We start from the raw sequence: 21,510 nt of genomic DNA on the forward strand, positions 1-21,510 counted from the left end.
GGTGGGGATAAAGTACAGCCCGCGTTGGGGTTTTTCAAGGGAATAGTCAATGACTATCAAGAGTACCTGGTCGGGGCTAATTTCTAGGTGCTCCTCTAGGGAAATATCGAGAAACTCGCCGTCGTAGTGGAAGGTCTGCGGCTGGTGTTGCACCGTTACTCCCTTGACCTGTTGCCCTACGGCATTGAGGCGCAGGTGACGCACGTGCGGGTGGAGCGGACGCAGGTGAATGTGGCACTGTCCTCCGCAGGTTTGCGCCTCTAAATCCAGCGTCAGGTCAAGAAAGATATGTTCTACCCGTCCGGGGCGATCGGGATTGTAGTGGGGGCGGGCACCAATGAGAACAAAGGACTTTGTAGAGGTGACATCAAAGGACATAAACGTGATCGCACAGCACTCCCTCCTAGTCTAGATCGCTCTTAATCTAGGAGTTCGATGACTTTATGGCGACTGGTGTGACCTTTGACCAACTGCAGGCGGGACTTGGGTACCTGAAAATAGTCCGCTAAAACTGCAATGAGTTCCTGATTGGCTTTACCATCGCTGGCGGGGGCACGCACCGCAACCACAAGTTGACCGTCAGGACTCACAGATACAGCAGACTGACGTGCATTGGGCTTGACAATGACGTGCTTCCTATTCATTGAGTTTAAGTCTAGCAATGGGCACAACTGGCTGGCCAATCTCCCTATGAATTTTCATGAGGTGTTTGACCAACCCATTCGCCAGCCTACCATGAATCATCACGGCAATAGACTCATCCCCTTGACTGCGGCGATACTCTTGCCAAAGCTGCTCAAAGTGCCACTCGACGCAGGATTTCATAAACACAATGCGCTGTTTAATACTAGAGGCACCGCAACTCTGTTCAATGGCCTCGGCAAGAGCATGAGTTGTGGCAACTAGGGCCCTGTGCTGAATGTCAAGTTGTATATTCAGCGTTGATTTTCACATAGTCGTAGCTGAGATCACAGCCCCAAGCGAGGCCGCGACCATGGCCGTGGCCGATACTCACTTCAATAACCACGGGATGTTCAATGGATTGTTGGCCGCTGGCATCCACGCTGGCAGTGGCTTGGTTCACTAAGTAGGCATTGGCAGCAGCGCGATCAAAGGGTAGGGGTTGGCCTTGGCGCATCATCGGGATCCCGCCAAGGGAAATAGCCAGATTGCCGGCATCAAAGGGCACCCCCGCGCGACCAGCGGCGGCAGCAATACGTCCCCAATTGGGATCTCGGCCATAAATGGCCGATTTCACCAGCATGGAACTGGCAATGGTTCTGGCCACTTGGCGTGCAGCTACATCATCACTGGCACCGCTCACTTGAACTTCAATTAGGCAGGTTGCTCCCTCGCCGTCGCGGGCGATCGTCTTTGCTAAATGGACACAGACTGCAGTCAACATTTCCTCTAGACGAGTTGCCGCAGGTCCTGGCTCTGTAATTGCAGGGGTACGGGATTGACCATTGGCCAAAGCAATGACACTGTCATTGGTGCTGGTATCGCCATCAACGGTAATTTGATTGAAGGAGCGATCGCAGGCGCGTTGCAGCATCTCCTGCCACAGCTGGGGAGATACAGCCGCATCACAGGTAATAAAGGCCAGCATTGTCGCCATATTTGGGTGAATCATCCCTGAACCCTTAGCGATGCCGCCAATGCGAACGGGTTGGCCTTCCCAGATGGCCTCAAGAGCAATTTGCTTAGGTACTAGATCTGTTGTCATAATGGCACGGGCAGCGGCCTCTCCATTACTGGGGCTTAAGCTTGCTGTCAGGGTGGGCAAAGCTTGGCGTATTTTCTCTAAGGGAATTGGTTGACCAATGACCCCTGTTGACGCCACCAGCACCATCTCTGGACTGACTCCTAAGGCCATTGCCACCATATCCGCTTGGGCTAAAACCGCCTGCCAGCCCTGTTCGCCGGTAGCAGCATTGGCCTGACCCGAATTACACAAAATGGCTTGCGCTGTTCCCTTCGTTTGTAACCGCTGACGACAGTAGGTTACAGGGGCTGCACACAAGTGGTTCGTTGTAAATACGCCAGCGGCGATCGCCGGCACGTCGGAAACAATCAATGCCAGATCTGCTGCCCCTGAAGCTTTTAATCCTGCTGCCATTCCCGCAGCCCGATACCCTTTGGCGGCAGTGACACCACCCGTAATCCGTTGCCAGTGGCTCATAACGTCGTCAACCAGAGAATCGTTGCGATTATATCAGGGCTATTTCCCAAAAGAGCAACGATTAACGGTTTTTGCACAAGTTCAGGGGAGGAATTGTTCAGTCATCGGCAGGGCAATATCGCGTCATGAGTCACCCTCTCGGTTGTTTAACCCGTATTGCGCATCCCTGCCGCCACACCATTGATCGTCAAAAGGGCTCCCCGCAGCAACTCGCCCCGACCGTAGCGGGAGCGGAGAATCGCGCCAGAGGTGGTTTGGCTGTTGTGCTGACGCAGCCGTTTCAAGAGAGAGACTTGTAGGAACCCCAAGGGAACAATGGTGCGGTTGCGCAATTGCACTGATCGCTGAAGTGCTGGGTCGCCGTCCAATAGCCGTTGATGTCCAGTAATTGTAAGTACCAGCTCTGTTGTCAGGCGATGCTCCTGAGCAATCTGATCATAAAGACGGAAGAAGGCTTCGCGGTTTTGGGGTTGGCTGAGTTCTTGAACGTAGTAGCGAGCGATTTCTAGATCTACCTTAGCGAGGGTCATCTCAACCTTGGAGATCACCATGCGAAAGAAGGGCCACTTGTAGTAGAAGTAGCGCAACAAAGATAGATGCTCAGCGGGTTTTTCCTCAAGAAATTCCTTCAAAGCAGTGCCCACACCGTACCAAGCCGGCAGCAGGAAGCGAGTTTGCGTCCAGCTAAAAACCCAAGGAATTGCCCGCAGACTCTCAAGGGTTTTCTTGCCCCCCCGCCGCGTTGGCCGTGAGCTAATTTGCAGTTGGCTAATTTCTTGGATTGGGGTGACCTCGTTAAAGAATTCAATGAATTCTGGCTGCTCATAGATGAGATGGCGATAGCACTGGCGCGATCGCGCAGCTAGCTCCTCCATAATCTCGTGCCAAGGCTCAATTTCATCAATGCTGCTGCGCAGCAAACTAGCTTGAATCACCGCTGTGGCCACTGTTTCTAAGTTAAAGAGAGCCAATTCCGGCAACGAGTATTTGGAGGCCAGCACCTCCCCTTGCTCCGTAATTTTGATGCGTCCTTTAATTGTTTGCTCCGGCTGCGCCAAAATGGCCTCATAGGCAGGACCGCCCCCACGCCCCACCGAGCCACCTCGACCGTGAAAAATCCGCAGTTGGAAGCCAAAACTTTCGGCAATTTTTTGCAGCCGTTGTTGTGCTTTATAAATTTCCCAGTTGCTACTGAGGAAGCCTGAATCCTTGTTGCTATCGGAATACCCCAACATCACCTCTTGGAGAAAAGGGGTACTGTGGCTGCCCAAGTAGCTGCGGCAAAAGGGTAGAGAAAACAGTTGTGTCAGCACCGCAGGGGCATGGTTGAGATCCTCCACCGTTTCAAAGAGGGGAATTGCCTGCAGGGTACTGGTGCCTGTGGCGGGATCAAAAAGTCCGGCTTCCTTGGCAAACAGGAGCACCTCCAACAGATCACTGACCTCATGGCTCATGCTAATGATGTAGGTATTGCACAGATCCGTGCCAAATTCCTGCTGTAGTTGCCGCACCATGCGGAATGTTTCAATGATTTCATTGGTGCGATCGCTAAAGGGGAGTTCTCCCGGAATCAAGGGGCGACGGGTTGAAAGTTCACTGAGAAGCCAGCGCGTGCGTTCGGTTTCCGAAAGTTCCGTATAGGGACAGGGGAGAATACCCAAATAGGCGGTAATTTCACTGAGAGCCTCAGCGTGACAGGTGCTTTCTTGCCGAATATCGAGGGCAGCCAAATTAAAGCCAAAGACCTCCACTTGGCAAATCAAATCATCCAGTTCCCGGCAGGCCAGTCCTGTTTCCTTGAGGTTACGCTGAATCAGCCTCAGTTCTGCCAAGAATTCTTGACCATGGCGGTAAAACTGCCCATTATTCAGCCTTTCCGCTTCATTGCGGCGAATGCAGTAGGTTTGTAGTGCCCGATTGCGATCGCGGGTATTTTGCAGTCGTTTGAGCACATAGGTGAGTTTGAGACGATAGGGTTCCTGCCGATAGCGCACCGCATACTGATCATAGATGCCAGGCAACTGCCGTTGATCCTGCTCCAGGGAATCCAATAAATCCGGTAGCACATCACACCAGTGCAGCGATAGGCTTAATAAATTGATCAAGCGCTCAACAGATTTAATGTATTCCTCTAGAACTAAATTGCGCTGATAGCAGGCTGTTTGCCAAGTTACTTCTGGCTTGACATAGGGATTGCCATCGCGATCACCCCCTACCCAAGAGCCAAAGCGACAGAAATTGTGACGGGGTGGCTTCAAGTAAGGAAATGTTTCATGCAACGCTTGTTCAAGCCGGCGATAGAGCTTGGGAATGACAGCAAAAATCACCTCTTTGAAGTAGTGAAGGGTGTATTCCACCTCATCGAGCACTTCGGGCTTAAATTGATGCAATTCATCTGTGCGCCACCAGAGGCGAATTTCTTCCATCAGTTGTGCCCGCAGTGTTTGGGCGTTCCAGTCCGTCAGGTGAGGAGAAGCCCCCTCTAGCACATCTAGTTGCTCCAATAATCGGGCAACCCGGCGCTGCTTATCGCGAATCGTTTGCCGCACAATCTCTGTCGGGTGAGCGGTGAAAACCAGTTGAATATCCAGTTGATCCAGCAGTTGTTGAATATGGCGTGGTGGTACATTCAGCATATGCAGTCGCGGGAAAAGCCACGCAAAAGAGCCATACTGCTGGGTGGCGGGAATGGCTTCATAGAGACTATGCTCTAGGCGCTCACTGGAACCACTGCGCACACCTGTTGCATTGGTAGCCGTGGGGGACAACGGAAATCCTTCACCACTTACACTGGAAATGGGTTCACTTATGACACGGCGAGGTCGTCGTCCCTCTTGAGCCGCCCGTTCGCGATTGTATTGTTGTTCGTAGTGCTGCTCAACAATGTTAATAATTTGAAAGTAAAGGTTAAAAGCACGGGCAGCACGAATTGCTTGATTCAGCTCGAGGGATTCAATGACCTTCAACAGTTCTCCTTCTGGAGGATGGAGGGCATGGCCTTCCGGCGAAGAAAGGGCACCCAAGCGCCGCAATAGATCAACTAATTCTTGACCGGATTCTGCTGTTAAGACATCCACCAAGACCTCTTCCACCAGTCGCAAACGTTCTTGTAAGGTACGGGCTGCTAAGCTTTCACTTTCAATCAAGCGATCGCGATTGGTCACATCGAGGACTGATGTCATATCTACCCCAGTCGGCAAACATAATCTACTTTACCGAATCCTGATGCAGCAAAATACAACAATTGCTAACAGACTTGTTAAGGATTTGTTAATGTTTGTAATGTGTTTCTAGTCTTTTTTGCTAGTTAGAATCAATTCTAGGTGTTGTAGGCGATCCTGAACCCCATAGTTCACTAAGGTAATATCTTGGAGCCGTTCTAACCCGCCGGCACTGACGCCATTGAGGTACTGAAGTAACGGCCAGCGCTGGCTCAAGGAAGCAAATAGCTGTGGCCAATGGGCATAGACCAGCCCATGAATTCCTTGACGCTGCCGCAGGAGACTTTGCGGTAGCCAAGACACCTTTTTATTCTCGCTAGGGGACAATACCGATAGAGAGGATGCAAGGATGAGGCGATCGCCCCGTTGCTCATAGACCGCTGCCACATCAGACACCAAGCCTTCACTCGTCTGGGGAGCCAGAACTAATTTCACCCAAGCGGTTACGGGTTCTTGATTCAACACCAAGCGGTTGACCTCATAGCCATTGGCACGGGCAAGATCATCCAGTTGCTGCAGCAGGACTGGCGTTTCTGGGGTATTGCCCGTCTGCCACCACCATTGCCACTGCTCATCAGCTTGGTGCCAAAGGGTAAGACTAAAGCGATCGCTAGCCAAAGGGAAGATTTGTGTCGTCAAATCCACTGGTATATCTGCCGTTAAATCCCGCAGCAACTGGCTTGCAAGAACATCCCCCTGGGGAGTTTTGCCAAAGCGGTAGTCCGCCAAAGCCTCGGTGAGTTGGCTATAGCCCTCTGGCAAGTGGGAACCCGCAATCACCACCGTCGGCATAGGCGCTTGGAAACGGAGGAACTCAAGGTCAAGGGGAGTAGAGGTGAGTGTTGGGTCACTGGTGCGGTGCAAAAGTGTTTGCAGATGCAGCTCATTGTTTTGGGTCTTTATGGCAACCAGCAGGCGATCATAGGTGGGTGCCAGTTCCCGATTCTCAGAACTCAGGGATTGCAAGTTGGCGTAGTAAAGAGCCGTAGGTTGAGCGTCTAATTGAGGCCGAGCCCGTTGATAAAAAGCCAAACCCGCAAGATTGCCATCTCCGGTCACCGCCGACCCTAAGCTAGTGGTCATGGTCTCCACATCCGAAGCGAGGAGCAGGCGATTGCCCAGTCGTGCTGTTACCAAGCCGTTGCCCACTTGGAGGGGAATGTTTTGATAGAACTGCGTCTCAAAGGGATGTGCCTGCCAGTAGGTTTCCAAAAAAGCTGTTGCTGCTTCTGGACGCTTCAGGGGCAGAATCCACAACCGGCGGGGAGTTTGGCAGGCTTCAGGGCAGGGGAACTGAGCGACAGTCACCCCCTCCCCCACCCAAGCATTTATTTCAGACCACGACCAGCCCCAATAAGTGAGTTGCGATGTCCAAAAACGCTCCCAAAAAAAACGCAGCAGACCGCTACTGGGATATTGATTGAGCTTGAGGACACTCTGGGCTTGACGGGGGACAAAAACCAGGTCATCGCCATCGGCAGCAAAGGCGGGCTGGCCACAGGTTAGAACCAACCAGCAGAGAATGAAGACCAAAAACGATGACCATAGCGATCGCTGGTGCCGTTGCATCAGTGTCCTCAATGTGGCAAGCCAAATTAGCGGTTGGTGACAGTGGCCACATCCCGCGAGGTCAAGCGCTCATAGGTGGCGCGCATTTTCAGCCCTGTCAGCACTTGGAATAGACCGGAACCATTATCAGAACCCGGATAATCGCGGTGCTTCAACAACAGTTCCGTCATTTCGCCATAGTGCTTGGTGGAGGTGTTGCTGAGGTGACTTTCGATGTAGATCAGTTCATCGAGTTTTTCAAAGCGACCGTCCACTTCTAACACCGAAACAGGATGACCATAGTATTCATCAGGTCCGTAGCTAAGGCGGATGCCCGGATAAGAGCAGGTGAGCTTACGACCGCAGGGGATCCAAGTAATCGTCGAGCCTTCATCAAAGAGATAGACTGGCTCAAAGCCGGGGATGCCTTCCCGTTGCAGCATTCGTACCCGCAGGATGTTGCTGACTTTCTCCTCTTTGACCAACTGGGTCGGCAGAATTTGCAAGACCACATCAGCGTACTGCTTCTGGGGATCGATATAGGCCATGAAGTCGGGGCGACGGGCATTGATGGAGGCAATCACATCTTCGTAACTATGACCCCGCTCGGCCATGTCGCGCTTGATTTTCCAGGCAATTTTTACATCATCGCTGATGTCGAGATACACACTGAAGTCAATGAGCGATCGCACCCGCTCATCATAGAGGGGATGCAGGCCTTCAATCACAATCACATGGTTGGGATCAACCCTCTCTGGCGGATCAATCGTCCCCGTTTCGTGGTTGTAAACGGGTTTCATGATTGATTCGCCATTTTTAAGAGCCTTGATCTGCTCATACATCAAATCAAAGTTGTTGGCGCGGGGATCAAGAGCCGTAATCCCCGTTTCTTTCCGCTGCTTGCGATCCAGACTGTGATAGTCATCCAAACAAATCACAGTCATAAATTCTTCGCCAAACAGATCGGCCAGTCGGCGCAAAAACGTTGATTTACCACAGCCGGAGTCTCCAGCAACGCCGATGAGAACCACACGGTCTGGCTTACTGCTCATAGCTGACGATTCCCTTTGCTCGTAGAAGTGGACATCCCCTAATGGGGTGGTTCAGTATTCCCTTACTGATATTACAAGGGTGGTGTCCCTCTGTGATAGTTTTTGTGCAAAAAGAAGAACATTGCTGTCCACAGTGGGAATCAGCAGTTGCCCTAAGGGCGAGTTTGGGATACACTAATAGATTGCGAAAGTTAGTCCTAGGGATTACCATGGCCTGCCCCAAAAAGAAAACCTCGAAGTCCAAGCGCAGTATGCGCCGTGCTGTCTGGAAGCGCCAAGCTGCCCTCCAAGCTCAACGTGCCCTCTCCATTGGCAAGTCTATTTTGACGGAACGTGCTCAAGGCTTTTACTTCCCTGAAGCTGAAGAAGAAGAAAACGAAGACAAGCAGGAGTAATCCATGGCTACCCCTACAGAGCCAAGCCGCACTCCAAAACTGGAAACCCCCAAGTACGGCTTTAATACGTTTGCTGAGCGGATCAATGGTCGTGCTGCCATGGTTGGCCTTGTAGTGCTTTTATTATGGGAATATTGGACAGGAGAGGGTTTGCTCCATTGGCTGGGCTGGCTTTAGCGTTGAGCAATTTCTCCGATGATTCCCTACAACCTCAGTGACCCCCGCCTCTTTGCCATTATGGTTGGGGTCATGTTTTGGATGGTGGTCAGCCGCCTTGTGTTGGTAGCCGGCTTTTTTTCGCTCGTATGTGCGCTGGCACGCTGGACGCCTCTTAAGAAACGGCGGGTCAATTTGCGCCCCTACCAGCGGGGACAATTTTGGCAGGAGTTTGGCTGGTCGTTGCTGACAGCCGCTATTTTTGCCTTGGCAGGGGCGATTGCCGCAGTGATGTGGCAGTGGGGCTGGACGGCGGTTTATCTAGAGTTGAATTCCCTTTGGGACTATATCTACTTTCCCTTGAGCATGGGTCTTGTGCTGCTGCTTCATGAAACCTATTACTATTGGCTCCATCGCTGGATGCACCACCCCAAAATTTACCGCCGCGTCCATCGCGTGCATCACCACAGCATTGTCCCTTCCCCTTGGACCGCCTTTTCGTTTCACCCTTGGGAAGCCCTATTGCAGGCAATTTTTCTGCCGGCGGCTATTCTCTTGGTGCCGCTGCATCCCTATGCAATTGTCATTCTATTGACCCTGATGACGGTCTCCAGTGTGATTAACCACCTGAATTTGGAGATCTATCCCCGCGGCTTTGCTGAGCATTGGCTGGGGCAGTGGCTAATTGGCGCAACGCACCACAGTTTGCACCACAGCCAATTTCGCTGTAACTATGGCCTCTATTTCACCTTTTGGGATCGCTGGCTGGGAACAGAGAGCCGCGACTACCTGCCTTTGTTTCGCGATCGCACCCAAGGCTGAACTGAGAATAAATTCTGCATAGGCCAATTGACGAAGGCGTAGGACAATGTGTCTAATTCAGTGGCAGTGAGCATGGTCAAGGTTCTCTCCTTTCCCAGAATCGCGGAGCGGCAACATCCCCTGATTCAGCCGTTACTCACTTGGTCCGATGAGGAATTAGTTCAACACTTTCAAAAGGAACGCGATCGTGGCTGCTACTTTGTTGCCCTCTACTGTCGCTACGGCCCCCTTGTTTACAGTGTGCTGCAGCACCACGGGCGATCGCCGGTGCAGGTGGACTATCTTTTTGCCAAGGTGTGGCATGGGTTATTTTTCAGCCTTGACCTTGTGGAGTTTACTCCTGAGGGGGTGAAAGTGGGTGATGAGGAAGCTCACTCCCTGCGCAACTGGATTGTCAATCGCACCGCCACCCTGATTCAAGAGGAACTCCCCGGCATCGAACACATTACCTATGTTCTTCAAGATGTCCCACCGCCCCTTTGGTGCTATCTAGAAGCCAGCCTTGCCTACCTCAGTCCCCTGGGGCGCTTGGTGCTGGTAACGACGCAGACATTCCATTGGAGTCTTGAGCGTGTACGCGCCTACTTAGAAGTTCAAGGGGAAACCTACACCCTTGAGGAACTCAACCAGCATTTAGAAGACGGGCTTGCACGCATCGTGGACTATCTGCCGTCAGACATTTGCCAAATTTACTTAATGCCCGGTCTCAATTCAGGGGAACCCTCTGCTACGCAGCCTACTCTTGAAGAACTCTTTCCCAATAGTGTCGAGGAGACGGGCAGCCATTTTAATAGCACCTCTACAGAAGATGTAACTGGCACAACAGATGGGAGTATTGATAACCTACTAGCAGAGTGGGAGCGGATTCTCTCCAGTTGAGATGATTTTTCTGCTCAGAGGGATCTGATCTTGATTTGCAATCAGCCCAAGACTGTACCCTCTATGCTAGACTCAATTTATTGAGAAAAAATTCTAATAAGGTCTCACTTTCATGGGTCTGGGTGTCATTGATTTGCCAGCATTTAGCCTTGAGGGCACTGTCGAAGAGGTGTTTTACAAAAAGGGGCTGCCCAAAGTCGTAATCTTGAAAACCGCCCTAGGAACAGTCTGGATTAAGCTGGAAAAGTCGCTGCGGCGCGAGTTAGTGCAACTCCCCAAGGCGGGCGATCGCCTGCGGTTAGCGGGAACCATCAGCGATAAGTATGATGGCTGGGTCAAGCAATACAAGGCAAGCTATTTAGAATTTTTAGCAACGGCTCAAGCCTCAACAGCAAAGAGTTCTCAGCTCTGTAGGGTGCTCATGTGTCAAAAATCTTCCTGCTGTCACCGAGGAGCCAAGGAATTGTGGCAAGAACTAGAAGCCCAAAGGCTCCCCATTACCCTGAAGGCAACTGGCTGTATGGGAGAATGCAAACGAGGACCTGCAGTTGTTGTCCTGCCCCATAAAAAACGGCTCACCCACGCCACCGTCCAGCAGATTCGGGAGTTAGTTTTGGCGACGGAGGCTCAGGGAGTTGAGGACAACGGCAATTGAACTGGTGGCCATACAAGCCGCAGCAATTCCGGGCGTGAGACTGAGTCCCCATAGGAGTAACCCCACACCGGCGGCAAGGGGTAAACCAACGATATTGTAGGCTACTGCCCAGAGGAGGTTTTGCTGAATTTTGCGGAAGGTGGCACGGCTGAGAGCCAACACGGCAAGCACATCCTCCAGATGATTGCGAGTGAGGATAATATCCGCCGCTTCTATGGCCACTTCGGTACCGCTGCCCAGACTAATTCCCACCTGAGCGGCTGTTAAGGCAGGGGCATCGTTCATGCCATCCCCCACCATGGCCACGATTTTGCCTTGGGTCTGCCACCCTTCAATGAGGGCGAGCTTTTGTTGCGGCTGTAGGTCTGTGTGGAGATGCGTCGGCGGTAGGCCGAGGGGTTCTAGGAGTTGCTGCGTCGCCTTGGCGGTGTCTCCCGTGAGTACGTGAATCTCATAGCCCTGAGCTTTCAGAGCTTGAACGGTGCTCACTGCCTCCGGACGTAGGCGATCGCGAAAAGTCACTATTGCAATCAGCTGGCGATCGCAGGCTAGGGCGACATGGGTTTCTAGCTCTAGGGCAGGACAATCAACGCCCTGAGCGCGTAGCCAATCGAGGCGTCCCGCCCGATAGCACTGCCCCTCAATGTAACCGCTGATCCCCAGTCCCAGTTCACTGTTGATATCAGTGACCGTTGCTTGCTCTGGGGGGTTGCCCGTGGCCGCCCATGCTTTTTGAATTGCCACGGCAAGGGGATGACGACTTCCATGCTCCAAACTGGCCAGCAAACACAGCACCTCCTCTGCGGAGTAATGGCCATACAGGTTCATCTCGGCCACTGCCAGTTCACCCATTGTCAATGTGCCCGTCTTATCAAAAACAATGGTGTCTAACTGCTGACTGCGCTCGAGAACATCGCCGCCGCGAATAATTAACCCTTTGGCAGCAGCGTGACTAGTGCCCACAAGTAGGGCAATGGGGGTGGCTAAGCCAAGGGCACAGGGACAGGCCATCACTAAAACACTCAAGGCCAGCTTTAAGGGCAACAGGGGTGTGCTATGGGTCAATTCTGGAAAGAGATGGGGGGCGATCGCGCTCCAAAACAGGGCCGTTGCCACTGCCAACCCCAGCACCCCATAGCAAAAATAGCCGGCCACCACATCCGCCATCTGCTGCACCGGTGCTTTGCGGTTTTGCGCCTGCACCACCAAGTCTAAAATCTGTCCTAAAAATGAGGCGCGACCACAGCGTTCTACCCGCAGAGTGACTGCAGCCCCCACATTCCGACTGCCTGCAAGAACGGATGCCCCCACCCCCTTAGCCACTGGTAGAGATTCCCCTGTGAGCATGGATTCATCCACCAAGGTTTCTCCCGTTACAATCGTGCCATCGGCGGGAAAGGGTTCCCCGGCATCCACCCACAGCCAGTCTCCCACTTGGATACGATTGATGGGAATTGGCCAGCGATCAGTGGTGGTCAAACTGGGTTGCCACAGGGCTTGTTGGGGCTGAAGGGCAAGGAGCGATCGCAAGTCCCGTTGCGCCTGCTGACGAACCCGTTGCTCAAGACTGCGTCCCAGTAAAATAAAGCCAAGGATCATGACAGGTTCATCAAAGAAACACTCCCACCCCAAAGCCGGCCACAACCATGCCACCGTACTGGTGAGGTAAGCCCCCAAAGCCCCCAGCGCCACCAGCGTATTCATATTGGGGTGACGTTGGATCAGGCCTATTATCCCTTCCTGTAGGATCTCCCACCCCGGCAGGAGAAGGGCAACGGTGGCTAACCCCCAATGCCAGATCATCGTTTCCAACATTGGCCAGTGACCCGGCAGCAGATCAATCCCATGCCCGACACTGGAGAGAATGAGGAGCACAAAGGCGATCCCTAGCCTGGGCAAAGAGGTTTCCTCTAACGGGGCAGGCAGCTCCAAAAGGGCACTGTCTTCTGCAAGAGTGGCTTGAAACCGTCCTTGGTTCAATCTCTCAACAATGGCGATTGGGGTTGTTTCGGTAGGGGAATAGGTGATAACGGCGGTTCCCGTCACTAGATTCACTGCCGCTGCATCTACGCCCGGCTGTTCTTTCAACTGATTTTCTAGCGATCGCACACAGCCGACACAGCGCAAACCACTGACCCGTAGGATGGCCACCTCAGCGGTGTGGGAATCAACCCTTGAATTTAGGGACACGGTGCACTCTCTCCAAAAAGATCAACTTGAACCTCACTAACTGCGTCCCCACCGCCTATTGTGACACACTGGCTTTGAGCAGTGCCGCTAGGGAATCGCTAGTGAGCGGCGGACGGGGTATAATTTTTCCAGCCAAGGACGGCACTATTGCCCACCAGACAAGCACTCTGGGCGTCTGGGTAGACATAAGACCACCTTGGCAAGGTACAACTGCACACCGCAGGGGCTTTGACCCTGCAGGTCTTGGCATTCCCAGAAGCAGGCTGTAGCCTTTTTCTGAGAATCACCCGATTTGTCAACGTAGGGAACAGGCCAAACGTTGGTCTGAACAACTTCAACCCCAAACCCACAGGCAGAAATGACCTGGGGTGCTGCAAAGGCAAAAGTTCCTAGCAGTAGGTAAGAGCGCCACCTCCCTCTCTGGTAACAGGATGGGGAAGCTGCGATTGAATGGCTAGTTGCGTTCACACAAAAGTACATTCAAGAGGGACAGGAGATGTTGCCCTTAACGCTGAGTCGCCTTTGGACAATCAGCCGTAATGTCTTTAATGAAATTCTGCGGGAGCGGGTTCTCTATGTCACGGCGCTCTTTGCCCTCAGCCTCGCCGTAGCAATTCTCATTTTGGGGCAGGTATCAGCAGGAACCCAAGACAAAATCAGCCTCGATGTAGGGATGGCGGGAATTTCCCTCTTTGGTCTAATGATTGCCGCCTTTGTGGGGGGTGGTCTTCTCAACAAAGAAGTAGAAAAACGCACCATCTTGGTGATGTTGGCAAAGCCCATCAGTCGGGCAGAATTTATCATTGGCAAGCATTTAGGTCTTTCGGCGGTCTTGCTGGTGCTAGTGGCACTGATGACGCTGATCCTGTTTATTTTGATGAGTTTAAATCAGTTTGCCTATCCCGCGGGTCCTTTAATAGTAACTGCTCTCTACATTGTGCTTCAGCTATCGCTGCTTACGGCGGCAGCGTTGCTCTTTGGGAGTTTTACTAGCTCTCTGATTGCAACGCTGTTAACAGTCGCCCTCTACTTTATGGGGCACTTTAGCCAAAACTTGGTTCGGCTGGGTCAAAGAATTGAGAGTGAGGGTGTGCGCCAACTGTTGCAGTTGCTCTATCTTATCTTTCCTGATTTATCTCGCCTAGACCTTAAAAATACGGCGGTCTATGGGATGTTACCATCCCCCCTAGAACTGGGGGTCAACGCCTTTTATGGAGTAATTTATACCGTGGCACTGCTGGCGATCGCCACTTTGATCTTCTCTCGTCGCAATTTTTAAGAAAAACTAGTAGCTCAGTGGTACAATTGTTTCCCTAATGGGCTATGATAAAATTCTTGGAATTCTTGCCCGTGTAGCTCAGTGGTAGAGCACACCCTTGGTAAGGGTGAGGTCACGAGTTCAATCCTCGTCACGGGCTTTTTGGGTCAATTCTGTGGAATTCACAATCCGCAGCGGGGGATTTATCGCTGTCGCAGCCAGTAAATGATTGCCAGTATGACCGCCCAAAAAACCACAATGCGGCGTAAAAGCACGGGGTTAACCGCGCGGGCAAATTGACCCCCCAAAATACCGCCAACAATGGTGGCGATCGCCATTCCCACAGCAACAGGCCACACCACCTCCCCCGACAGGATAAAAAAGGCAGCAGCAGCACCATTGATCCCAAAGGCTAAAACTTGCTTTAACCCATTGAGGCGCGTCAGGCTGTCCCCAAGCACAATGCCTAGGACTGCTAGCAGAATCACACTCACACCCGCACCAAAATAACCCCCATAGACCGCAGCCAGAAATACAAGGGGAATAGCACCCACTTCCGAAACAACTGGCGAACTCGCCGGCCGCTGTAACCAAGCCCGCACCTGTTCCTGAATGCCCAAAAGAAGAGCAGCTAGAAGCAACAAATAGGGAATCAAGGCATTAAATAGCGCCTCATTGGTGTGCAGCAGTAACACTGCCCCTGTGATGCCCCCTGTCACAGCGCTGGGAAACAACCAACCAAGACGCCGTTGCTGACCCTTCAGATCTTGGCGTTGTGCCACTGTGGCTCCCAAATAACCGGGAACCAAAGCCACCGTGCTCGTAAGATTGGCAACCAGCGGCGGCAAGCCGATCGCCACTAGGGCAGGAAAACTAATCAGTGTTCCCCCACCGGCAATCGCATTGACAAAACCTGCCCCTAAGCCGGCAACAGTGAGGAGTCCAATCTCGCTAATCACGTCACTGGAGCGCCGAGATAGCGCTGGATGGTTTCGCGGTACTGACTCTTAGGTTTCATCCCCACCATTACCTCCAGGAGTTCTTTATTTTTGAACAGTTGAATGGTGGGCGTGCTAGTCACCCCTGCTTGCTCGGCGATCGCGCTGTCTTCAGTGATGTCAATTTCAATCAATTGCACCTTGCCGTCAAATTCATCCACCAGTCGATCCAAAATGGGCTTGAGGGTATGGCACGGACCACAGGTGGGGGAGACATATTTCACCAACAGCAAGCGATCGCTCTCATGGAAGAGTTTGCGCAAGGCATAGCTGCCCCGATGCTTAACGGCATTGGGATCAAAGGCTTGTTCTGGGGATGCAGTGGGTTTCGCCGTTTCTTCAGGTTTAGTCTTGGTTTCCGTTTGATGAAACTCCTGAATCAGACCCCGCGCCGAAAGCCAGCGTTCTGCATCAAGGGCAGCCATACAACCACTGCCTGCCGCTGTTACCGCTTGGCGGTATTCATGGTCTTGCACATCTCCTGCAGCAAAAACTCCTTCCACATTCGTCTGTGTCCCGTGGCGGGTGATGATATAGCCGACGCTATCCAATTCCAGAAAATCCTTGAAAAGTTGGGTATTGGGTGTGTGACCGATGGCGTAAAATAGACCGCGCACCGGCAGGATGGATTCTTCCTCTGTGGCTTTATTGATAATCCGCAGACCTGTCATTAAATTGCCATCGCCAAGAATTTCCCGAGCTTCGGTTTGCCAGTGTACTGTAATTTTGGGGTTGGCAAACACGCGATCCTGCATCGCCTTACTGGCTCGCATCCTGTCACTGCGGACAAGGAGATGAACGTGGGAGCCATATTTGGTGAGATAGACTGCTTCCTCCGCTGCACTATCGCCGCCGCCAATGACCGCCAACTCGACATCCTTGAAAATTGGCGTTGCCCCATCACAAATGGCACAGGCGGACACCCCTTTCGTCCAATACTGCTCTTCGCCAGGAAGATGGAGCCGTTTGGCCGTCGCACCGGTACAAATAATCACGCTGTGGGCATACACCTGCCGCTCCGCCGAGCTAATGAGAAACGGGCGTTGACTAAAGTCCACTTGAATCACATCTTCGGTAACCATCTCTGTGCCCCAGCGCTCTGCTTGCGCCTTCATCCGTGCCATCAGTTGTGGCCCTTGAATGCCCTCAGGAAAGCCGGGAAAGTTTTCCACTTCGGTGGTGGTCATGAGTTGTCCCCCCGGCAACCCCCCAATTTGATAGCCTTCAAACATAAAGGGCTTGAGGTTAGCGCGAGCCGCATAAATAGCTGCGGTGTAGCCCGCAGGGCCAGAACCAATAATGACAACATTTTCAATCCGTGGCGGTGTCATGGCTAAAACAAACTCGAAACGACTATGAGTTATTTATTCTAACCTAATTTTTCGCGGCAAACAAGGGAATCCCCTTTCGGCATAATGGGCATAGCAAAATCAAAGGTGAGATCAATCCCTAGGCCTAATAGAGTGCAGGAGTACAGTTTGAATCAAATTCCATTGTTATCTACTATCAAATCTATCGCACCCATCGAAACAAATTTCAAACCAGACGCTCGTGTTACTATTTTTTCTGGTGATGTTAACGATTTCGTGAAACAAATTCCCGATAATTCGGTTACCCTAGTTGTAACTTCGCCCCCCTATAACCTAGGCAAAGAGTATGAGAACCGCCTGTCAGTTGATCAATATCTCAAAATCCAGTTGCAATTAATTACTCAACTTCACCGTATCTTAAGAGAAGATGGCAGTATTTGCTGGCAAGTTGGTAATTTTGTTGAAGATGGAGAAGTTTACCCCCTTGATATTCTCTATTATCCGATTTTCAAAGGGCTGGGCATGAAATTACGTAATCGCATTGTTTGGAAATTTGGACACGGATTACATGCCTCTAGGCGCTTTTCAGGGCGTTACGAGACTATTTTATGGTTCACCAAATCCGATAATTACATCTTCAACCTTGACTCGGTTCGGGTTCCAGCAAAATACCCAGGTAAACGACACTTTAAGGGTCCAAACAAAGGGAAACCATCCGGCAATCCTCTTGGAAAGAACCCATCGGACGTATGGGAAGTTCTGGTGCAAGACTGGGAAGCCCTGATTTGGGATATTCCCAACGTCAAGTCTAACCATCCAGAGAAGACGATCCACCCTTGCCAGTTTCCCATTGAGCTGGTTGAACGTTGTGTGCTGGCACTGACTAATAAAGAGGATTGGGTCTTCGATCCCTACATGGGCGTTGGTTCTGCATTGATTGCTGCGCTTATGCACAATAGGCGGGCAATGGGTTGCGAAAGGGAAATAACCTATGTGGAGATAGCCCGTCAACGCATTCAGGAGTATTACAGTGGCACGCTCCGTTATCGCCCAATGGGCAAACCGGTCTATCAGCCAACGGGGAAGGAGAAAGTATGCCAAATTCCTGAAGAATGGAAAGAATTTTCCCAAGTGTGCCTTCGGGAACAACAGGGCGGATACAAATGATCATTGGCGGTTCTATACCTACTTGGCCAAAGCTACTGAGCCATGTTCGACTGGCCTGCCCACAGTGTGTATATCGTTGAGCGGCTTCCTTAGTTGTGTACATCAAGCAGTTAGAACTCACAAATTTTAAGTCCTTTAGCGGCACAACGGTGATTCCGCTGCTGCCGGGGTTTACGGTCATTTCAGGCCCGAATGGCTCAGGGAAGTCGAATCTTTTGGATGCGTTGCTTTTTGCCCTCGGCCTTGCGGGGTCTAAAGGGATGCGGGCAGAACGATTGCCAGATTTGGTGAACCATAGCCAAACGCGGCGTGGCCATAGTGTTGTCGAAACGCGAGTTACGGTGACCTTTGCACTGGATGCCGAAACTGAATGGCGGGTGACGCGGCGACTGCGGGTAACTAAGCAGGGCACCTATACCTCAACTTATGCGGTAAATGATCAACCCTGCACGCTGAATGAACTCCACGACCAGTTGCAGGCGTTTTGTATCTATCCCCAAGGCTATAACGTCGTCTTGCAGGGGGATATCACCAGCATTATTTCCATGAATGCCAAGGCACGGCGGGAAATTATTGACGAGTTGGCGGGGGTGGCGGATTTTGACCGTAAGATTGCCCAAGCTCGCGAAAAGTTAGATACGGTCAAGGAGCGTGAAGAACGCTTGCGCATTGTTGAGCAAGAATTGATGCGACAGCGCGATCGCCTGCAACGGGATCGCCTGCAAGCTGAAAAATATCAAGCTCTACGATTGGAACTGCAGGAGCGAGAGCAATGGCTACTGGTGCGCCAATGGCAAGCCCGTGAACAGGAAAAAACACGGCTGCAAGCCCAGATTCAAGCCCTGCAAAAAGAGCAAGACCAACGCCAAGCACAGCTGCAGCAAAAAGCACGGGAGATTGAAGTGGCAGCCGTTACGCTAGAACAACTCAATCAACAGGTGAAAACCCTCGGCGAAGAAGAGTACCTCCGCCTGCAAGCAGCGTTGGCGGCTCTCCATGCCCAAGAGCGCCAGTGTCAACGCCAGCAAACCGCCTACCAACAGCAGCAGGAACAGTTGGGGGAACAACTACAGCAGCGACAAGCCCAGTACCACAGTCAACGGTTGCAGCAACAGCAACTCGCTGAAGAGTTAGAACAGCAACAGGGCGATCGCCCCCCCTTACTCCAAGCAGTTGCCACCAGCCAAGCTACCCTCGACGCCCTGCGGCAGCAGGCTCAGGAGCTGAATACAGCTGCCCAAGCTTGGTTTCAGGAGCACAGTCGGCGGCGGCAGCGGATTGAGGCTCTGATCCATGAACTGGAACCGAGTCGCAGTGAGCTTTCTCGCCTTCAGGAGCGATCGCAACAGTTGCGCCAGCGCCAGGGGGAACTCAATCAAGCGCTCACTCTCCTCAATGCCCAACAACTGGAATTGGAAAAGACCCTTACCCTAGCCAAGACAGCAGTCGGCCAGCAGGAGCAGCAACTGCAAATCCTTGCCCAAGACTTAGCAACCGTACAGCAACAATTGCGCTTAACCGCAGAAACCCATCAACGCCTTGAGCGAGAACAGCGACAAAAGCAGCGGGAGCTAGATCAACTGGAAGCGCGGCAACAGGCCGTCCAAGAAACCCAAGGGAGCTTGGCGACTCGACTGGTTTTAAGTGCTGGGATACCGGGTGTACTGGGGCTGGTGGCGCAGCTGGGGCAGGTGGAACCCCGCTATCAACTGGCGTTAGAAATTGCAGCTGGCGCACGCCTAGGAAATATCGTTGTCGTAGATGACCGTGTGGCAGCGGCCGCGATCGCCCTTCTCAAACGGGAACGGGCCGGCAGAGCAACATTTTTGCCCTTGAATCAGATGGCACGTCCCAAGACTCTCCCTCCCATTGCCTTAGTGGGCTGTGTTGACTATGCCCTGAATCTCGTTACCTTTGAACCGCAATATGCGCCAATTTTTGCCTATGTGTTTGGCAGTACGCTGGTGTTTGAGACCCTTGAGGCAGCGCGACAATACTTGGGACAGTATCGGATGGTAACCCTGGAAGGGGACTTACTGGAACCCTCAGGGGCAATGACGGGGGGGAGCCACAGTCGCACCAACCTGCTCCATTTTGGTCAGGGCATTCCCCCCCAAGAGTTGACAGAAGCTCAACTGTTGCGCGATCGCCTTGGGGAATTGGAGCACTTACTGGATCGCCTCTTACAAGAGCGCAGTCAAAAACAGCAGCTAGTCAATGAACTAAGCCAAGCCTTAAGCGAGGCGCGTCAAAACCATCGCGATCGCCAGCGGCAATGGGAGCAACTCCAACAGCAACAACACCGCCTCCATGGCCAACAGGCAGACCTAGAGCGGCAACAGCAGCGCCTCAGCCAAGAGTTAACCACCGCAGAAACTGAACTCGCGCACCTAGAGACTCATCTTCCTCAACTGGAAGCTGAACTTGCCGCAGAACGTCTTGCCCTCAATGCCCTTGAAGCCAATCCTTGCCATCAGCAGTGGCAGCAACTTCAGGAACAAATTCAAGCACAGGAGAAAATCCACGCTGACCATGTGGCCGCCCTCCAGGCGGTGGATCAAGCCTTGAGCGATCGCCAGCGCCAACTCGAGCAACTAAAGCAAGACCAACGCCAAATAGAGCAGGAGATACGGCAACTGCGCCAAGCCCAACAGGAGACACTGTGCCAGCAGCAAGCTCTCGATCAAACCCTTGGGGACTTGGCCACACAAATTCAAAGGACGCAAACTGCCCTGAGGGAGCTAGACGCCCGTCTCGGTCACCTTAAAAGCAATCGCGATCGCCAAGACTACCAACTGCGGCAGGCTCAAAAGGACTATCAACAACTGGAATGGGAATACCAAAAAGCCAGCGATACCCTTACCACGCTGCAAGCACAACTTCAGGAATTGAGCACCACTGAGGTACCCCCTTTACCGCAGCCATTACCCGAAGTGCCCGCTGGCCTTTCCCTCAGCGACATTCAGCAGCAGTGCCAAGCCCTAGAAAAACAGCTCCGCGCTATGGAACCCGTTAATATGCTGGCAATTCAAGAATTTGAGGAGACACAAGGGTGGCTCAGTGAGCTACAGGAAAAGCTCGCCGTTCTAGAAGCCGAGCGCACGGAGATCCTACTGCGGATTGAGAACTTCACCACACTGCGTCACCAATCCTTCCGTGAAGCTTTTGATGCGGTCAATGCCAACTTCCAAACCATTTTTGCCACCCTTGCCGATGGCGATGGCTATTTACAACTGGAAACGCCAGAGGATCCCTTTGCAGGGGGTTTGAATCTGGTGGCACACCCCAAGGGTAAACCCGTGCAACGCTTGACCTCAATGTCGGGGGGCGAAAAATCCCTAACAGCGCTAAGTTTTATTTTTGCCCTACAACGCTATCGCCCCTCTCCTTTTTATGCCCTTGATGAAGTGGATATGTTTCTCGATGGCGCCAATGTTGAGCGCCTAGCCAAAATGATTCAGCAGCAGAGCCAAGCAGCACAGTTTCTCGTTGTCAGTCTGCGGCGACCAATGATTGAAGCAGCTCAGCGTACCATTGGTGTCACCCAAGCACGGGGGCAACATACCCAGGTGATTGGCCTAGACCTAACTGCTCACCGCCGAGATCTGAAAATCTGAAAAATAATTTCTAGAATCTTGATAGGCCATCGGCGTGGATCGTAGTGGAACAGTAGCATA

At 52.3% G+C, this 21,510-nt stretch carries 17 protein-coding genes, 1 tRNA gene and 1 pseudogene; 9 read left to right on the forward strand and 10 right to left on the reverse strand.

Going from position 1 to position 21,510, the window contains the following annotated elements:
* The 7 genes and pseudogenes from P3X23_RS04580 to P3X23_RS04610 all read right to left on the reverse strand — a co-directional run.
* Positions 1-378: pseudogene (locus tag P3X23_RS04580) on the reverse strand (aminopeptidase); the annotation flags it as partial.
* A gap of 41 nt (positions 379-419) precedes the next feature.
* Positions 420-644, reverse strand: coding sequence for a DUF167 domain-containing protein (locus P3X23_RS04585; protein WP_300873586.1), 225 nt, complete (start codon positions 642-644; stop codon positions 420-422).
* Entirely contained in the window at positions 637-825 is a 189-nt protein-coding gene (locus P3X23_RS04590; RefSeq protein ID WP_300873588.1) for a hypothetical protein, read from the reverse strand. Before P3X23_RS04590 ends, P3X23_RS04585 begins: the two co-directional genes overlap by 8 nt.
* A gap of 97 nt (positions 826-922) precedes the next feature.
* Positions 923-2,182 (reverse strand): bifunctional glutamate N-acetyltransferase/amino-acid acetyltransferase ArgJ, encoded by a 1,260-nt coding sequence (gene argJ / locus P3X23_RS04595; RefSeq protein WP_300873590.1) that lies wholly within the window; start codon positions 2,180-2,182, stop codon positions 923-925.
* Positions 2,183-2,328: 146 nt separating this feature from the next.
* A complete protein-coding gene (ppc, locus tag P3X23_RS04600) occupies positions 2,329-5,364 on the reverse strand; it encodes a phosphoenolpyruvate carboxylase (protein WP_300873592.1) in 3,036 nt (1,011 codons plus the stop codon).
* 108 nt (positions 5,365-5,472) lie between these two features.
* Positions 5,473-6,972, reverse strand: a complete 1,500-nt coding sequence (locus P3X23_RS04605; protein WP_300873594.1) for a DUF3352 domain-containing protein — start codon at positions 6,970-6,972, stop codon at positions 5,473-5,475.
* Between the two features lie 26 nt (positions 6,973-6,998).
* A complete protein-coding gene (locus P3X23_RS04610) occupies positions 6,999-8,003 on the reverse strand; it encodes a phosphoribulokinase (protein ID WP_300873596.1) in 1,005 nt (334 codons plus the stop codon).
* Between the two features lie 209 nt (positions 8,004-8,212).
* Between P3X23_RS04610 and P3X23_RS04615 the strand changes: the two genes are divergently transcribed.
* The 5 genes from P3X23_RS04615 to P3X23_RS04635 all read left to right on the forward strand — a co-directional run bounded on the left by P3X23_RS04615 (position 8,213) and on the right by P3X23_RS04635 (position 10,910).
* Complete coding sequence (locus P3X23_RS04615) at positions 8,213-8,398, forward strand: 50S ribosomal protein L32 (RefSeq protein ID WP_300873716.1); 186 nt, start codon at positions 8,213-8,215, stop codon at positions 8,396-8,398.
* Between the two features lie 3 nt (positions 8,399-8,401).
* The gene (locus P3X23_RS04620) at positions 8,402-8,575 is read left to right on the forward strand and encodes a hypothetical protein (protein ID WP_300873598.1); all 174 of its coding nucleotides are present in this window, start codon (positions 8,402-8,404) and stop codon (positions 8,573-8,575) included.
* Positions 8,576-8,593: 18 nt separating this feature from the next.
* Positions 8,594-9,376 (forward strand): sterol desaturase family protein, encoded by a 783-nt coding sequence (locus tag P3X23_RS04625; RefSeq protein WP_300873600.1) that lies wholly within the window; start codon positions 8,594-8,596, stop codon positions 9,374-9,376.
* Between the two features lie 72 nt (positions 9,377-9,448).
* Positions 9,449-10,255, forward strand: a complete 807-nt coding sequence (locus tag P3X23_RS04630) for a hypothetical protein (protein ID WP_300873602.1) — start codon at positions 9,449-9,451, stop codon at positions 10,253-10,255.
* Between the two features lie 112 nt (positions 10,256-10,367).
* Complete coding sequence (locus P3X23_RS04635; RefSeq protein ID WP_300873604.1) at positions 10,368-10,910, forward strand: (2Fe-2S) ferredoxin domain-containing protein; 543 nt, start codon at positions 10,368-10,370, stop codon at positions 10,908-10,910.
* On the opposite strand, the gene P3X23_RS04640 is transcribed toward P3X23_RS04635, so the two are convergent.
* Complete coding sequence (locus tag P3X23_RS04640) at positions 10,863-13,100, reverse strand: heavy metal translocating P-type ATPase (protein ID WP_300873606.1); 2,238 nt, start codon at positions 13,098-13,100, stop codon at positions 10,863-10,865. The two genes, P3X23_RS04635 and P3X23_RS04640, sit on opposite strands and share 48 nt — an antisense overlap.
* Positions 13,101-13,596: 496 nt before the next feature.
* On the opposite strand from P3X23_RS04640, the gene P3X23_RS04645 reads away from it, so the two are divergent.
* Together P3X23_RS04645 and P3X23_RS04650 are read left to right on the forward strand one after the other, a co-directional pair.
* Positions 13,597-14,379 carry an ABC transporter permease subunit gene (locus P3X23_RS04645; protein WP_300873608.1) on the forward strand — a complete coding sequence of 261 codons (783 nt, stop codon included), beginning with the start codon at positions 13,597-13,599 and terminating at the stop codon, positions 14,377-14,379.
* Positions 14,380-14,446: 67 nt separating this feature from the next.
* Positions 14,447-14,518 (forward strand) — tRNA-Thr (locus P3X23_RS04650).
* Between the two features lie 43 nt (positions 14,519-14,561).
* On the opposite strand, the gene P3X23_RS04655 is transcribed toward P3X23_RS04650, so the two are convergent.
* Positions 14,562-15,317 (reverse strand): sulfite exporter TauE/SafE family protein, encoded by a 756-nt coding sequence (locus P3X23_RS04655; protein ID WP_300873610.1) that lies wholly within the window; start codon positions 15,315-15,317, stop codon positions 14,562-14,564.
* A complete protein-coding gene (trxB, locus tag P3X23_RS04660; RefSeq protein WP_300873612.1) occupies positions 15,314-16,687 on the reverse strand; it encodes a thioredoxin-disulfide reductase in 1,374 nt (457 codons plus the stop codon). Before trxB ends, P3X23_RS04655 begins: the two co-directional genes overlap by 4 nt.
* Before the next feature lie 147 nt (positions 16,688-16,834).
* On the opposite strand from trxB, the gene P3X23_RS04665 reads away from it, so the two are divergent.
* Together P3X23_RS04665 and smc are read left to right on the forward strand one after the other, a co-directional pair.
* The gene (locus P3X23_RS04665) at positions 16,835-17,833 is read left to right on the forward strand and encodes a site-specific DNA-methyltransferase (protein ID WP_300873614.1); all 999 of its coding nucleotides are present in this window, start codon (positions 16,835-16,837) and stop codon (positions 17,831-17,833) included.
* Between the two features lie 95 nt (positions 17,834-17,928).
* Positions 17,929-21,450 (forward strand): chromosome segregation protein SMC, encoded by a 3,522-nt coding sequence (gene smc, locus P3X23_RS04670; RefSeq protein ID WP_300873616.1) that lies wholly within the window; start codon positions 17,929-17,931, stop codon positions 21,448-21,450.
* Positions 21,451-21,510 lie beyond the last annotated feature (60 nt).

The organism is Thermosynechococcus sp. Uc (assembly GCF_029335995.1).
Taxonomy (GTDB): domain Bacteria; phylum Cyanobacteriota; class Cyanobacteriia; order Thermosynechococcales; family Thermosynechococcaceae; genus Thermosynechococcus.

Coding starts and splice junctions, on each gene's coding strand:
- P3X23_RS04645 (WP_300873608.1), top strand. CDS start 13,597: ATGTTGCCCTTAACGCTGAGTCGCCTTTGGACAATCAGCCGTAATGTC.
- P3X23_RS04610 (WP_300873596.1), bottom strand. CDS start 8,003: ATGAGCAGTAAGCCAGACCGTGTGGTTCTCATCGGCGTTGCTGGAGAC.
- P3X23_RS04605 (WP_300873594.1), bottom strand. CDS start 6,972: ATGCAACGGCACCAGCGATCGCTATGGTCATCGTTTTTGGTCTTCATT.
- trxB (WP_300873612.1), bottom strand. CDS start 16,687: ATGACACCGCCACGGATTGAAAATGTTGTCATTATTGGTTCTGGCCCT.
- P3X23_RS04620 (WP_300873598.1), top strand. CDS start 8,402: ATGGCTACCCCTACAGAGCCAAGCCGCACTCCAAAACTGGAAACCCCC.
- P3X23_RS04615 (WP_300873716.1), top strand. CDS start 8,213: ATGGCCTGCCCCAAAAAGAAAACCTCGAAGTCCAAGCGCAGTATGCGC.
- P3X23_RS04635 (WP_300873604.1), top strand. CDS start 10,368: ATGGGTCTGGGTGTCATTGATTTGCCAGCATTTAGCCTTGAGGGCACT.
- P3X23_RS04585 (WP_300873586.1), bottom strand. CDS start 644: ATGAATAGGAAGCACGTCATTGTCAAGCCCAATGCACGTCAGTCTGCT.
- P3X23_RS04625 (WP_300873600.1), top strand. CDS start 8,594: ATGATTCCCTACAACCTCAGTGACCCCCGCCTCTTTGCCATTATGGTT.
- P3X23_RS04630 (WP_300873602.1), top strand. CDS start 9,449: ATGGTCAAGGTTCTCTCCTTTCCCAGAATCGCGGAGCGGCAACATCCC.
- ppc (WP_300873592.1), bottom strand. CDS start 5,364: ATGACATCAGTCCTCGATGTGACCAATCGCGATCGCTTGATTGAAAGT.
- P3X23_RS04590 (WP_300873588.1), bottom strand. CDS start 825: ATGAAATCCTGCGTCGAGTGGCACTTTGAGCAGCTTTGGCAAGAGTAT.
- argJ (WP_300873590.1), bottom strand. CDS start 2,182: ATGAGCCACTGGCAACGGATTACGGGTGGTGTCACTGCCGCCAAAGGG.